At 71.2% G+C, this 13,772-nt stretch carries 14 protein-coding genes; 7 read left to right on the top strand and 7 right to left on the bottom strand.

The features are described 5' to 3' along the window. Nucleotides 1–379 (top strand): C39 family peptidase (locus ACFY2A_RS14615; protein WP_387171735.1); only part of this gene is annotated, 379 nt, incomplete at its 5' end. A 423-nt stretch (nucleotides 380–802) separates the two neighbouring features. Here ACFY2A_RS14615 and ACFY2A_RS14610 read toward each other — a convergent pair. Then, nucleotides 803–1,159, bottom strand: coding sequence for a glyoxalase (locus tag ACFY2A_RS14610; protein WP_387171733.1), 357 nt, complete (start codon nucleotides 1,157–1,159; stop codon nucleotides 803–805). Between the two features lie 158 nt (nucleotides 1,160–1,317). On the opposite strand from ACFY2A_RS14610, the gene ACFY2A_RS14605 reads away from it, so the two are divergent. After that, nucleotides 1,318–4,173 (top strand): aconitate hydratase, encoded by a 2,856-nt coding sequence (locus ACFY2A_RS14605; protein ID WP_387171731.1) that lies wholly within the window; start codon nucleotides 1,318–1,320, stop codon nucleotides 4,171–4,173. 63 nt (nucleotides 4,174–4,236) lie between these two features. Here ACFY2A_RS14605 and ACFY2A_RS14600 read toward each other — a convergent pair whose 3' ends face one another. The 4 genes from ACFY2A_RS14600 to ACFY2A_RS14585 all read right to left on the bottom strand — a co-directional run bounded on the left by ACFY2A_RS14600 (nucleotide 4,237) and on the right by ACFY2A_RS14585 (nucleotide 8,224). After that, nucleotides 4,237–4,836, bottom strand: a complete 600-nt coding sequence (locus ACFY2A_RS14600) for an ATP/GTP-binding protein (protein ID WP_387171729.1) — start codon at nucleotides 4,834–4,836, stop codon at nucleotides 4,237–4,239. Then, on the bottom strand, nucleotides 4,817–5,203 hold the full coding sequence (locus tag ACFY2A_RS14595; RefSeq protein ID WP_363924904.1) for a DUF742 domain-containing protein: 387 nt from the start codon (nucleotides 5,201–5,203) through the stop codon (nucleotides 4,817–4,819). Before ACFY2A_RS14595 ends, ACFY2A_RS14600 begins: the two co-directional genes overlap by 20 nt. A 5-nt stretch (nucleotides 5,204–5,208) precedes the next feature. Next, complete coding sequence (locus ACFY2A_RS14590) at nucleotides 5,209–5,631, bottom strand: roadblock/LC7 domain-containing protein (protein ID WP_363924905.1); 423 nt, start codon at nucleotides 5,629–5,631, stop codon at nucleotides 5,209–5,211. Nucleotides 5,632–5,716: 85 nt separating this feature from the next. Continuing rightward, a complete protein-coding gene (locus tag ACFY2A_RS14585; RefSeq protein ID WP_387171727.1) occupies nucleotides 5,717–8,224 on the bottom strand; it encodes a nitrate- and nitrite sensing domain-containing protein in 2,508 nt (835 codons plus the stop codon). 307 nt (nucleotides 8,225–8,531) lie between these two features. Between ACFY2A_RS14585 and ACFY2A_RS14580 the strand changes: the two genes are divergently transcribed. Beyond that, nucleotides 8,532–8,780 (top strand): DUF2630 family protein, encoded by a 249-nt coding sequence (locus ACFY2A_RS14580; protein WP_387171725.1) that lies wholly within the window; start codon nucleotides 8,532–8,534, stop codon nucleotides 8,778–8,780. A 190-nt stretch (nucleotides 8,781–8,970) separates the two neighbouring features. Here the strand turns inward: ACFY2A_RS14580 and ACFY2A_RS14575 are convergent, their stop codons facing one another. Continuing rightward, complete coding sequence (locus tag ACFY2A_RS14575; RefSeq protein WP_387171723.1) at nucleotides 8,971–9,903, bottom strand: serine protein kinase RIO; 933 nt, start codon at nucleotides 9,901–9,903, stop codon at nucleotides 8,971–8,973. 161 nt (nucleotides 9,904–10,064) lie between these two features. Beyond that, the gene (locus tag ACFY2A_RS14570; RefSeq protein ID WP_387171721.1) at nucleotides 10,065–10,709 is read right to left on the bottom strand and encodes an HAD family hydrolase; all 645 of its coding nucleotides are present in this window, start codon (nucleotides 10,707–10,709) and stop codon (nucleotides 10,065–10,067) included. Between the two features lie 148 nt (nucleotides 10,710–10,857). Here ACFY2A_RS14570 and ACFY2A_RS14565 point away from each other — a divergent pair, with 148 nt between their 5' ends. The 4 genes from ACFY2A_RS14565 (at nucleotide 10,858) to ACFY2A_RS14550 (ending at nucleotide 13,769) form a co-directional block, all read left to right on the top strand. Then, entirely contained in the window at nucleotides 10,858–11,430 is a 573-nt protein-coding gene (locus ACFY2A_RS14565) for a TetR/AcrR family transcriptional regulator (protein ID WP_281563778.1), read from the top strand. Nucleotides 11,431–11,533: 103 nt separating this feature from the next. After that, on the top strand, nucleotides 11,534–12,445 hold the full coding sequence (locus tag ACFY2A_RS14560; RefSeq protein ID WP_387171718.1) for a TIGR04222 domain-containing membrane protein: 912 nt from the start codon (nucleotides 11,534–11,536) through the stop codon (nucleotides 12,443–12,445). Continuing rightward, nucleotides 12,442–13,260, top strand: a complete 819-nt coding sequence (locus ACFY2A_RS14555) for a DUF692 domain-containing protein (protein WP_387171716.1) — start codon at nucleotides 12,442–12,444, stop codon at nucleotides 13,258–13,260. The genes ACFY2A_RS14560 and ACFY2A_RS14555 overlap by 4 nt, the downstream gene beginning before the upstream one ends. After that, nucleotides 13,257–13,769 carry a hypothetical protein gene (locus ACFY2A_RS14550; protein WP_387171714.1) on the top strand — a complete coding sequence of 171 codons (513 nt, stop codon included), beginning with the start codon at nucleotides 13,257–13,259 and terminating at the stop codon, nucleotides 13,767–13,769. The genes ACFY2A_RS14555 and ACFY2A_RS14550 overlap by 4 nt, the downstream gene beginning before the upstream one ends. Nucleotides 13,770–13,772 lie beyond the last annotated feature (3 nt).

The raw sequence follows: 13,772 nt of genomic DNA, 5'->3' as shown, positions 1-13,772 counted from the left end.
CACCGAGGCCGGCACCAACTCCATCAACGACATCACCCCGGTACTGAACAAGGAGACCGGCAAGGACGTCTACCGCTCGGTCGAGATCGCCGACGCCAAGGCCGACGACAAGCAGACCGACAAGCTGCGCGACGACATCGTCCGCACCGTCAACGACGGCCGTGCCGTAGTCGCCAACATCGCCGGCACCGCCACCGACACCGACGGCACCCCCCACAGCTTCGAAGGCGGCCACTACATCAGCGTCGTGGGCTACCGCGACGGCGGCGACACGGTCACCATCGCCGACTCCGCCGACCCCGCCCAGGCCTCCTACCGGATGAGCATCGACACCCTCGCCGACTGGATCGCCACCCGCGGCTACACCGCCACCTCCTGACCACACCCAACACCACGAAGGGCCGACCCCACCCAGGGGTCGGCCCTTCGTCATGCCCGACCCGAGCCAACCTCCGCCATCCCCACCCACACACCACCCCGCACCACCACCGACCGCCCGGACCGCCCGGACCGCCCGGACCGCCCGGACCGCCCGGACCGCCCGAAGGATGCGACAACATCGGGGATGTTGCTGTCTGAAACCACGACCACGGCCAGGCAGCACCATCCCCGAAGTTGCAGGCGGCAACGCTGCCAGCAGGCGGCGAGGGCCACGGCGGCCCGGCCCGGCGCGGCAGACGGCACGACGGACGGCACGACGGCACGGCGACGCCTATGGCGGCGGGCGGCGCGGCGAGGGCTACGGCGGCGGACGGTGCGGACGGTTGGCCAGCCGGTGAGGGATACGGGGGCGGGGTGGTGTTCAGGCGGTGGGGGTCAGGAACTCCAGGCGGTTGCCGTGGGCGTCGTGGGTGTGGAAGCGGCGCAGCCCGGGCAGTTCGTCGTCGCCCCAGGTGACCGGGTACCCCGCGGCGCTCAGCCGGGCGGCGAGGGTGTCGAGGTCGGGCCGCAGCAACGCGGGGTGTGCCTTGCGGGCCGGGCGGAAGTCGTCCTCCACGCCCAGGTGCAGTTCGGCACCGTACCCCTGGAACCAGCAACCACCGCGGGCGGCGAGGGCGGCCGGCTTGGTCAGCTCGGTGAGGCCGAGGATGCCGACGTAGAAGGCCCGTGACAGCCCCTCCGAGCCCGGAGGGCAGGCGAGCTGTACGTGATGGATCATGTGTGCACCTCCCGTCCACACGGTGGCACCGGGTTGCACGAATAACAAGACGGACGTACGGTTTTGTTGACGGCGAGAACCGGCGGTAAGTGTTGCCTAACCACGGCAGCGCCCCGGCCGGTGCGAAAGACTGCTCAGGACTACTCACGGTCGCTGGTGTGAAGGAGTACGACGTGGCGAGCCTCGACACCTTCGGTGCGAAGACCCAGCTACGCGTCGGAGACGCGAGCTACGAGATTTTCAAGATCAGCAAGGTGGAGGGCCAGGAACGGCTCCCCTACAGCCTGAAGATCCTGCTGGAGAACCTGCTGCGGACCGAGGACGGCGCGAACATCACCGCCGAACACATCCGCCAGCTCGGTGCGTGGGACCCGACCGCGGACCCGAACGTCGAGATCCAGTTCACCCCGGCCCGGGTGCTGATGCAGGACTTCACCGGCGTACCGTGCGTGGTCGACCTGGCCACCATGCGTGAGGCCGTCCGCGACCTCGGTGGCGACCCGACCAAGGTGAACCCGCTCGCCCCCGCCGAGTTGGTCATCGACCACTCGGTCATCGCCGACCTGTTCGGCCGCGAGGACGCCTTCGAGCGCAACGTCGAGCTGGAGTACACCCGCAACAAGGAGCGCTACCAGTTCCTGCGCTGGGGCCAGAGCGCGTTCAACGAGTTCAAGGTGGTGCCGCCCGGCACCGGCATCGTGCACCAGGTCAACATCGAGTACCTGGCCCGTACGGTGATGGAGCGCGGCGGCCAGGCGTACCCGGACACGGTCGTCGGCACCGACTCGCACACCACAATGGTGAACGGCCTGGGCGTGCTGGGCTGGGGCGTCGGCGGCATCGAGGCCGAGGCCGCCATGCTGGGCCAGCCGGTCAGCATGCTGATCCCGCGGGTCGTCGGCTTCAAGCTCTCCGGCGAGATGCCGGCCGGCACCACCGCCACCGACCTGGTGCTCACCATCACCGAGATGCTGCGCAAGCACGGCGTGGTCGGCAAGTTCGTCGAGTTCTACGGCCCCGGCGTGAGCGCGGTGCCGCTGGCCAACCGGGCCACCATCGGCAACATGTCCCCGGAGTACGGCTCCACCGTCGCGATCTTCCCGATCGACGCCGAGACCGTCCGCTACCTGGAGCTGACCGGCCGCGACCCGCAGCAGGTCGCCCTGGTCGAGGCGTACGCCAAGGAGCAGGGCCTCTGGCACGACCCGAACCACGAGCCGGCGTACTCCGAGCACCTGGAACTCGACCTCGGCACCATCGAGCCCTCACTCGCCGGACCGAAGCGCCCGCAGGACCGGGTGCCGCTCGGCAACGCCAAGACCCTGTTCCGCTCGGCCCTCACCGACTACGTGGCCGCCGACGAGACCGGCGGCGACCCGGGTCGCAAGTCGGGCGTCCCGCAGCAGGAGCAGCCGTACGGTGTGACCGGCCACGCCGACGAGGCCAGCGCCGAGTCGTTCCCGGCCAGTGACTCCCCGGCCAACGGGATCGACGACCCGGCCGACGCGCCCCGGGATCTGGTCAACGCCGCCGTGGGCTCCGGCGGACGGGCCAGCAACCCGATCCGGGTCACCGGTGCCGACGGCACCGAGTTCGAGCTGGACCACGGTGCCGTGGTGATCGCCGCGATCACCTCCTGCACCAACACCTCCAACCCGCAGGTGATGATCGGTGCGGCGCTGCTCGCCCGCAACGCCGTGGACAAGGGCCTGAACCGCAAGCCGTGGGTGAAGACCACCCTCGCGCCCGGCTCCAAGGTCGTCATGGACTACTACGAGCGGGCCGGTCTCACGCCGTACCTGGAGAAGCTCGGGTTCCACCTGGTCGGCTACGGCTGCACCACCTGCATCGGCAACTCCGGCCCGCTGCCGGAGGAGATTTCCGCCGTGGTGAACGAAGCCGACCTCGCGGTCGTCTCGGTGCTCTCCGGTAACCGCAACTTCGAGGGCCGGATCAACCCGGACGTGAAGATGAACTACCTGGCGTCCCCGCCGCTGGTGGTGGCGTACGCCCTGGCCGGGACAATGGACATCGACCTGGCCAACGAGCCGCTCGGTGAGGACAGCGAGGGCAACCCGGTCTTCCTGCGCGACATCTGGCCGAACACCGCCGAGATCCAGGACGTCATCGCCTCCGCGATCGGCGCCACCGGCTTCAGCTCCGCGTACGCCGACGTGTTCGCCGGTGACGAGCGCTGGCAGTCCCTGCCGACCCCGACCGGGGACACCTTCGCCTGGGACGGCGACTCCACCTACGTCCGCAAGCCTCCGTACTTCGAGGGCATGCGGCAGCAGCCGGAGCCGGTGACCGACATCGCCGGTGCCCGGGTGCTGGCCAAGCTCGGCGACTCGGTGACCACCGACCACATCTCGCCGGCCGGTTCCATCAAGGCCGACTCCCCCGCCGGGCAGTACCTCGCCGAGCACGGCGTGCCGCGCCACGAGTTCAACTCCTACGGCTCCCGCCGGGGCAACCACGAGGTGATGATCCGGGGCACCTTCGCCAACATCCGGCTGCGTAACCAGCTCGTCCCGGGGGTGGAGGGCGGCTTCACGGTCAACCACCTGACCGGGGAACAGACCTCGATCTACGACGCCTCCATGGCGTACCAGGAGGCGGGCGTGCCGCTGGTCATCCTGGCCGGCAAGGAGTACGGTTCCGGCTCGTCGCGGGACTGGGCGGCCAAGGGCACCATGCTGCTCGGTGTGCAGGCGGTCATCGCCGAGTCGTACGAGCGGATCCACCGCTCCAACCTGATCGGGATGGGCGTGCTGCCGTTGCAGTTCCCCGCCGGAGAGACCGCCGAGTCGTTGGGGCTCACCGGCACCGAGACGTTCACCGTCACCGGGGTGACCGCGCTCAACGACGGCGACACTCCGCGCACGGTGAAGGTCACCACCGACGGCGGGGTGGAGTTCGACGCGGTGGTGCGGATCGACACCCCGGGCGAGGCGGACTACTACCGGCACGGCGGCATCCTGCAGTACGTGCTGCGACGCATGATCGCCAACTGACCGCGATGCCGTGAGGGCTCCCACCCGCCCGGGTGGGAGCCCTCACGTCGGGTGGCGTAACCGTCAGTCGGCGCGACGGGCATCCCGGGTCTTCATGGCGTGCTCCACCAGCGTGATGAGCACCTCCTTGGTCGACTCCCGCTGCCGGGCGTCGCAGAGCAGCACCGGCACCTCGGGGTCGAGGTTCAGCGCCGCCTGCACCTCGTCGAGCCGGTACTGGCGGGCTCCGTCGAAGCAGTTGACCGCGACGAGGAACGGTGTCCCCCGACCCTCGAAGTAGTCGAGGGAGGGAAAGCAGTCGGCCAGCCGACGGGTGTCGGCCAGCACCACCGCGCCGATCGCGCCGAGTGCCAACTCGTCCCAGACGAACCAGAACCGGTCCTGACCCGGGGTGCCGAAGAGGTACAGCACCAGGTCGTCGCTGATGGTGATCCGACCGAAGTCCATCGCGACGGTGGTGGTCCGCTTCGTCTCGACGCCTTCCAGGTCGTCGATGCCCACTCCCGATTCGGTAAGCACCTCCTCGGTCCGCAGCGGGCGCGTCTCACTGACCGCACCGACCATCGTGGTCTTACCCACCCCGAAGGCGCCGGCGATCAGAATCTTGATCGCGGTGGGCAGCGGGGTCGCGCCCGACGGCCGCTCAGAGTGCCCGTAGTCCATTGATAACCGCCTCGAAGATGCTGTGGTCGGGTAGTCCGAAGGTGGTGTGCGGCTCGCGGATCTGTACCAGGTTGCGCGCCACCAGATCACCCAGCAGGACCCGTACGGCGCCTACCGGCAGGTCCAGGTGTGCCGCGATCTCGGCGACGGACTGCATCCGCTGGCACCGGCCGACGATCGCCAGGTGCTCCGGGCCCAGGCCGACCTCCACGGAGACGTCCTTGCGGGTTGCCGTCACCAGGGAGATCAGATCGAACGTGCCGGTGACCGGACGGGCCCGGCCGCCGGTCACCGCGTACGGACGAACCACCGGACCGGCGTGGTCGTCCACCCACTGGTGGTCGCCTGAATCGCCCTCCACCGTCATCCGGGTTACTTCTCCCCGTCGGCCTGCTCGGCTGACCGTGACGGCGACGCGACGTACCTGCCGACCCGGGTGACCAGCATGGCCATCTCGTACGCGATCAGCCCGACGTCGGCGTCCTCACTGGCCAGCACCGCCAGGCAGGCGTTGCGGCCGGCGGCTGTGACGAACAGGAACGACGACTGCATCTCGATGATCGTCTGCTGCACCTGCCCGCCACCGAACCGCTTGCCGGCGCCGCGGGCCAGGCTCTGGATGCCGGCCGCCATCGCCGCCAGGTGCTCACCGTCGTCGCGGCTGAGCCCCTGCGAGGAGGCCATCAGCAGACCGTCGGCGGACAGCGCGACCGCGTGCTCGGCCTGCTTGACCCGGCCGACCAGATCATCCAGCAACCACGTCAGGTCGGCACTCGAAGCCGTCTTCTGCGCCACTTCGTCGTCCTCTTCTCCCCCGGCTCATCGCCGTGCTCACTTGGACCTGACCGTTCTTCCCGGCTCGCCGGGCCGCGCACCCCGGTCAGGTCGCCTGTTGATCGGCGTCCTCGGGCTCATCGTCGGGCCCGAGCCGACCGCCAGCACCGAGCAGCCGTGCGGCGTCGGAGCGTCCCCGCCGGGTGCCGGTCTGGTACGAACTCATCATCCGCCGAACCTGTTCGGGCTCGCGGATCACGTCTCCACCCGCTTCCACCGCCTCGGGCTCGGCCCGCAACCCCGGGGCCAGGCTCGCCTGGCGTACCCGGACCGGCAGGCCCGACTCGGTGCGGGTCAGCTCGATCTCGGCCGGCGTGCGGCCGCCCGGCTCGGCCGGGGTCACCGGCTCGGTCGGCTGCCCGGCCACGGGGCCTCCACCGGCTCCGGGGCCGGGCTCGGCCGGCCGGTGCGGCGGCCACGGCGAGCCGTCGCCGGACCCGGACGCGACCGGCAGTCCGAACGGGACGGTCGGTCCGTCCAAGGCGGCGGAGTGCTCCGGCCGGCGTCGCGACCTGGTCGGCAGCCCGGATCCGTCGGCACCGGCAGCGAGCTGGATCTCCGCGGGGGCCTCCCGGCCACTCGTGCCGCCGTCGATGGTGGGCTGCGTCGCGGCGGCGGGATCGGCCGCCGGTCGCGCGGTGGGAGCCGCCGGGTTTCCCCCCGTCACGCTCGGCTCGGCCTCGTCCACGATCAGATCACCCGGGATCAACACCACGGCGGTCGTCCCGCCGTACGCCGACTCCTTGAGCCGCACCTGTACGCCGTGCCGGTCGGTCAACCGGCTAACCAGGTACAGGCCCAGCCGGGACGCGTCGGGGAGGTTCAGCTCGGAGCGGTCGACGATGCGGTGGTTGGCGGCGGCGCGATCCTGCTCGGTCATGCCCAGGCCGCGGTCCTCGATCTCGACGGCGAATCCGTTGGCGACGAGCTGTCCGCGTACCTCGACGCTGGTGTGTGACGGCGAGAACGCGAGTCCGTTCTCGATCAGTTCGGCGAGCAGGTGGATGACGTCACCGACGGCCCGCCCGGCCAGCGATACACCGCCGATCGAGAGCACCGTGACGCGGGCGTAGTCCTCGACCTCACCGACCGCGCCCCGGACCACGTCCACCATCGGGACGCTACGCCGCCAGGCCCGGCCGGGGGTGGAGCCGGAGAGCACGATCAGGTTCTCCGCGTTCCGTCGCATCCGGGTGGCCAGGTGGTCGACGCGGAACAGGTCCGCCAACTCCTCGGCGTCCTGCTCGCGCCGCTCCATCGAGTCGAGCAGGGTGAGCTGGCGGTGCACCAGGGCCTGGGTGCGCCGGGCCAGGCTCAGGAACACCTCGCGTACGGCCCGACGCCGCTCGGCCTGCTCGACCGCGGTACGGACAGCGCCCTCCTGCACCACGTTGAAGGCCCGACCCACCTGGCCGATCTCGTCGTCACCGAAGCGCAGCGGCGGCACCTCCCTGGCGACGTCCACCTGCTCACCGCGCCCGAGCCGCTCCGCCACACTAGGCAACTGTTCGTTGGCGAGCTGGACCGCCGCGTCGCGCAGTCGTTGCAACTGCTGCCCCAGGGCCCGTGCCGTGGTGATCGAGGCGACCACCGAGGCGATGACCGCGAGCAGGCCGAGACCGGCGACGAGGACCAGCCGGACGATGACACCGATCGCGACCGGCGTGGCTCTCTTGACGATGTCGTCGCCGCCGGCCAGCACCACGTCACCGATCTCGATCAGCGCCGGCCCGGTGGCGTCGGACCAGTCCGAGGTCGAGAACGGCAGTCGGGAGGTGCCGTTGCCGTTCATGATCTGGGATTCCAGATCGGCCAGCCGCCGGAAGTTCGCCCCGGTGACCATCTGCTCGTAGCGACGCTGATCAGCATCGGGCAGCCGGGCGATCGCCTGCTCGGCGACGAACTGACGGGCACCGACGACCCGGGTGAACTCGGCCCGCTCGACCGAGGTGATCCGACCCGCGGCGAGCACACCGGCCAGCATGGCGTCCTCCTGGGACAACAGCTCCCGGGCCCGGTTGAGCCGGATCAGTTGTGCGGTGTCCTCGGTGACCTGGTCGTCGTCGAGATTGCCGAGTTCGTCGTACACCTCGTAGATCGACGCGATCAGCTCGGTGAACGCCGCACCGGCGTCGGTGCGGCCGATGTTGCGCCCGTCGACGGCGGTACGCGTGTCGGACAGCGCGGCCAGTTGCTGCTCCAGTTCCGCGATGCGGTCGTGCAGCGCGCCGCTGCCGAACAGGCCGACCTGCCAGTTGTCGGTCGACGCGGCGAACTCGGCGGCCAACTGGTCGGTGCGCTCACGCAGCCGCGTCAGCTCGTCGAGCTGCGCCTCCTGCGGGCGTCCGAGATAGACAAGCGAGGTGCGCCGTTCCAGCTGCAACTGCAACAGCAGCGGCTCGGTGGGATCGAACACCTGCGCGTCGAGCGCCTGCACACCGAGCAGGTTCGCTCCATCGCGGACGGTGACCCAGGCGGCGAAGCTGCCGAGCGCCACCAGCGTGGCCAGCACGGCCACCGCCTTGGCACGCAGCTTCGTACTGCGGGAACCCATCACACCGTCCCTGGCCCTGAGCTAGTTGACCGGTCAGTCAGGAGCGAGCCACACAGCACACCGACCCCGGCGCAACCTAACAACGTCAACGCATCAACTCAAGCGCTCGTGATCATGTCCTGGTCGGCCGGGTCACCCCGCCGCCGGTGCACCGTTCAGAGGCGGTCCGGCGGCACCGAGCGCCAGCCGCACCCACCGCCCGTACGATGAGCGGCGGTGGGTGACCGCCGGGGCACGTGGCCCGTCCGTGCGATTCGCCGACGGGAATACGAGCCGTGGTCGGTCCCGCTGTGCCAGGCTCAGGGACATGGACGACAAGACCATTCTGAACCGGATCTCGGATCTGGTTGACGAGGAGCACCGGCTGCGCGCAGCGGCCCAGACCCACGAGACGGGCACCGACGACGAGGCCCGTACCCGCCTGCGTGAGCTGGAGGAGTCCCTCGACCAGTGCTGGGATCTGCTGCGCCGCCGCCGCGCCGCTCGGCAGGCCCACGGCGATCCCGAGGCCCAGGGCGCCCGCCCGGTGTCGGAGGTCGAACGGTATCTGCAGTGAATCCCGCTCGCCCGCACCTCGCGGTCCGGCCGAGGAAGGCCGACACCGCGTCGAGCACCACGAGCAGGCCGTCCACCAGCCCTGCGGTCGCCGGGTCGGCGGTGGTGTGCGCCAGGCGGTCCGGGATGTGCAGGATCCCGTAGCCGCAGAGGGCTCCGGGTGGCGCTCAGCACCACCCGGAGCCCACCGGTCAGGCCAGACCGGCCTCGCGGCACAGCAGTTCGGTCAGCACCATCGGGTCCACCAGGTCCGCCGGCAGGCCCCGGGCGGCGAACCAGGTGGCGACGATCCGAACATCGCGGGCCAGGAACTCCCGCCCCTGCGGGTTCACCACCACGTCGACCACCTGTGGCAGGTCGATCAGCGCCAGTCGCCCCGCGTGCACCAGCAGGTTGTACGGCGACAGGTCGCCGTGCGCGTACCCGGCCCGGGCGAGGACGACAAGTGCGTCGACCAGTTGCCCCCACAGCCCCCGTAGCTCGGCCGGGGATGGGCGCAACTCGGCCAGCCGGGGTGCGGCGCGTCCCTCGTCGGCGTCGCCGAGGAACTCCAGCATCAGCTCGGTGCCCCGCAACTGCACCGGGTACGGCACGGTGATGGTGCCGTAGCGCTGGCCGACCTCCCAGAGCCGGCTCAGGGCGGCGAACTCCGCCGCCGCCCACTGTCCGGCGATCATCTGCCGTCCGAACGCGGTCCGGCCGGTCATCGCCCGCATCTCACGTGAGCGGCGTACCCGCCGCCCTTCGAGATACCCCGCGTCCCGGTGGAACAGCCGGTGCCGGGGATCCCGGTAGCGTTTCGCCGCCAGCAGGCAGGAGCGGTCGGTGCCGGGAAGGCCCCGGCGCACCAGGTGCACGTCGGCCTCCTTGCCGGTCTTGAGCACACCGAGTTCGGTGTCCTTCGCGGCCAGCTCGGTGATCAGCCAGTCCGGGTGAGGCTGCGGACCGTGCAACGCGTCGTCCCAGGAGGACCACGTTTCGTCGGTCTCCGGGTCGGGCCCGTCGGGATCGGTGGGAGCGGGGCCGGTCGGTCGGCCGCGCTTCAGAAACTGTGGTTCGTCGTCGTCGAAGCGGCGTCGGCCGCGGATACGGCGCTCGGGCGCCGGAAAGTCTTGGTCGCGCATGGCGCTGGTAATCCCTTGGTCGAGTTGTGGGGAGGCAGGAAGTGACCTGCGAAGACGGCCATGACCGACCCCCTCTCCTCGACCGGGCGCACGCCCGGAGTGCACGATGCGCGGACCATGCTCGTCGGCGGCACCGATCGGGTCAACCGAATTAGCGCGACTCAGGCACCCATGATCTCGGCGATGGCGGCGATCACGGTGTCCACCGTCGTCGTGGGTGCGAACCGGGCGTCGGTCCAGGGACGCCCCCGGTGCAGCCAGATGCTGGGCAGGCCGACAGCGGTGGCTCCGCCGATGTCCGCCTCCGGGCTGTCCCCGACCACCCAGGCGCCGCGCAGCGGCATTCTGGCCCGCTGCGCGGCGAGCGCGAAGATGCGGGGGTTGGGCTTGCTGACCCCGGCCTCCTCGGAAATCACCCAGTCGGCGATGTACCGGTCCAACCCGGTACGTCGGATCTTGGCGTCCTGCTGCCGAACCGCGCCGTTGCTCACCACGACGGGCATCCAGCCGGCGTCGTCGGCGATCCGCAGGGCGCACGCCACCAGCGGGTCCAGCCGGGTGAACTCGACCACCCCGTCGTGCAGTTCCTCCACCAGGTCGATGGAGGGGATCCGCAACCGGTAACGGTCCCGGATCGCGTCCGCCACGTCCCAGCGATCCGTCAATCCGTCCGCGTCGATGGACAACAGCCACTCGATGTCGTGCGGTGGCGCTCCGACGCCGTCGAGGAAGCGCTCTGCCCAGGTGCGGAACGGCCCGGCCCGGTCGAGCAGGGTGTTGTCCAGGTCCAGCAGGAGCAGCGGCACTCGGGCACCTTACGGGAATCGGGCACCTCGCCGACAGGGCGGAAGGTTACGCGGTGGTGTCGGTCCGGGACAGCGGTCGCACGCGGCTACCGGAACCAAGCCGTACGTACGGTTTGCGGCAGCCCGGGGGAGCTGACACGATCGACACGTGCCCAGAGTAAGCCAGGATCAGCTCGACGCCCGCCGACAGGAAATCCTCGCCGCCGCGCGAGCCTGCTTCGCCCGGCACGGCTACGAGGGCGCGACCGTGCGGCGCCTGGAGGAGGCCACCGGCCTCTCCCGTGGAGCCATCTTCCACCACTTCCGGGACAAGGACTCGCTCTTCCTCGCCGTCGCCGAGGACGACGCGGCCACGATGGTGGAGACGGTCGCCCGCAACGGACTGGTCCAGGTGATGCGTGACCTGCTCGCCCGGGCGGTCTCCCCGGACACCACCGGCTGGCTGGGCAGCCAACTGGAGGTGTCACGACGACTGCGTACCGACCCGGCCTTCGCCACCCGCTGGGCACAGCGGTCGGCCGCCATCGCCGAGGCGACCCGGGACCGGCTGGCCCGTCAACGGGAGGCCGGCGTACTCCGCGAGGACATCCCCATCGACGTGCTGGCCCGGTTCCTCGAACTCGCCTACGACGGACTGGTGCTGCACCTGGCCATGGGCCGACCGGCCGGTGACCTGGGCGCAGTGCTCGACCTGGTCGAGGAAGCGGTGCGCCGACGCTGACCTCGTCAGGTAACGAGAAGATAACTCGACCGTCCGGGCAGCCGGATGCTGGCATCGCCGCTCCACAATGAAGCCGCGTTCCCTCGCGTGACAGGAGCAGGCCATGACGGGTTTCGCGGTCGATTACGACACCTGGGGTGTTCCCGGTCCCACCTTCATCACGCTCTACCTGGTGGCTACGGTGATCGCCGTCGCCGTCGTGCTGATCCGCCGCCGGGCGCTGCTGGGCGGCCGGGTCGCTCCTCCCGCCGACCAGCTGAACCCCCAACAGGTCGCCTACCTCAACGGCGGCGACGACTTCGCCGTCTGGACCTCGCTCGGCGCGCTGCGCAGCCAGGGCGCGATCGGCGTCGACCCGGACCGCCGGCTGACCGCCGACGGTCCGCTGCCGCCCGCCGCCACCCAACTCGACCGGGCCATCCACTACGCCGCGACGCAGCGCACCCTGGCCCGGGAGGTGCGGCGCACCGAGTGGGTCGAGCGCGCCGTCACCGAACTGCGCGACGGCCTCGACCAGCGCGGTCTCGCGATCGGTCCGGACCGGCGGGCCGCCCTACGGCACGGTCCGCTGCTGCTGGTCGCCCTACTGATGCTCGGTGTCGCCCGGATCGTCGCCGGGCTCGCCAACGACCGCCCGGTCTGGTACCTGGTGCTCACCGTCCTCGCGCTCGCCGTACTGACCACCGTGCTGCTCGTCCGGGTGCCCCGCCGTACCCGGGCAGCCGAGGCCGCCCTGCGGACACTGCGCCAGCGCAACCGGCACCTCGCACCCACCGCGAACCCGGCGTACGCCACCTACGGGGCGACGGGAGCCGCCATGGCGGTGGCTCTCTACGGCACCGCGTCACTCTGGGCACTTGATCCGACCTTCGCCCAGCAGGCCGAGATTCAACGCCAAGCTGTGGCCGGCGGCGCGACGTCCACCGGCGGGTGTGGCGGCGGCGGCACCGCGGGCGCCAGTTGCAGCGGCGGCAGCTGCGGTGGTGGTGGCTGCGGCGGTGGGTGCGGCGGATGAACCCCCCGCACGGGGTGGGCATCGGCTGGCGCCCGGAGATCGCCGGATTCGTCGCCGAGTTGCCCGGCCTGCGCTTCGTCGAGGTGATCGCCGAATCGGTACCGACCGCCGGACCACCCCCGGACGACCTGGTCGAGCTGCGGGAACGCGGCGTCACCGTGGTACCGCACGGCGTGCGGCTCTCCCTCGGCGGCGCGGAACCGGTCGACCCGGCCCGGGTCGCTCACCTGGCAGCGGTCGCAAAGCTGTTGGCCGCTCCGCTGGTCAGTGAGCACATCGCCTTCGTCCGGGCCGGCGGCCTGGAGGCGGGCCACCTGCTGCCACTGCCCCGCAGCTACGAAGCGGTCGACGCGATCTGCGCCAACATCATCCGTGCCCAGGCGGACCTGCCGGTGCCGATCGCCCTGGAACCGATCGCCGCCCTGTTCGACTGGCCGGACGACGAACTCGACGAGGCAGCGTTCCTCAACGAGATCCTCGACCGCACCGGAGCGCTGCTGCTGCTCGACGTCGCCAACGTGTACGCCAACGCCCGCAACCGCGGCACCGACCCACTCGCCCTGCTGGACCGGCTGCCGCTGGAACGGGTGGCGTACCTGCACGTCGCGGGCGGCGCGGAGCGTGGCGGCTTCTACCACGACACGCACACCGACCCGATCGGGCCGGACGTGTTGGGGCTGCTCGCCGAGCTGTGCGCCCGGCACCGCCCACCGGCGGCGCTGCTGGAACGCGACGGGCACTACCCGGCGGCGGCCGAGCTACGCACCGAGTTGGACGCCGTCGCCGCCGCCTGCGGCTTCCCGGTGGTGACGTGACAACGGCCGGGGCGGGACCGGACGGCCCGACCGGGACGCCAGCCGCGACGCCGGTCGAGAAGGCGACCGCGACGCTCGCCTCGCGACAGGCGGAACTGGTCGCGACCCTGGTGGCCGGCGGTCCGCCGCCGCCCGGCTTCGCACCCGGCCCGTTGGCCGCTGCCCGTGCCGCGTTGCTGCGCAAGCGGGCCGGCGAGGTCGCCCGGCACTGGCCGCTGCTCGCCGCCGGGCTCGGCCCCACCTGGTCGACGATGTTCATCGAATGGGCGGCCGACCGACCCACCGGCGGCGGGCTACGCGACGGCTGGGACCTGGCCCGTGCGCTGCACGCCCGCGCCGCCCTGCCGGCACTGGGCGCCGAGGAGTTGGCCGTCCGGGAGGCGGAGTTCCGCTACGACGGGTACCAGGCACCGCGCCGCCGCCGGTCCCCCGCCCTCGGACGGGTCGGCGGCGCGATCGCCGTCCAGGTCGCCGGCCGGGTACGGCTGCTACGTCCGGCCCGTCCCTGAAGC

The sequence above is a fragment of the Micromonospora sp. NPDC000442 genome, assembly GCF_042898635.1.
Taxonomy (GTDB): Bacteria; Actinomycetota; Actinomycetes; order Mycobacteriales; family Micromonosporaceae; genus Micromonospora.
Note: the sequence above shows the minus strand (reverse complement) of the source record. Positions and strands in the feature narration are given on the sequence as shown.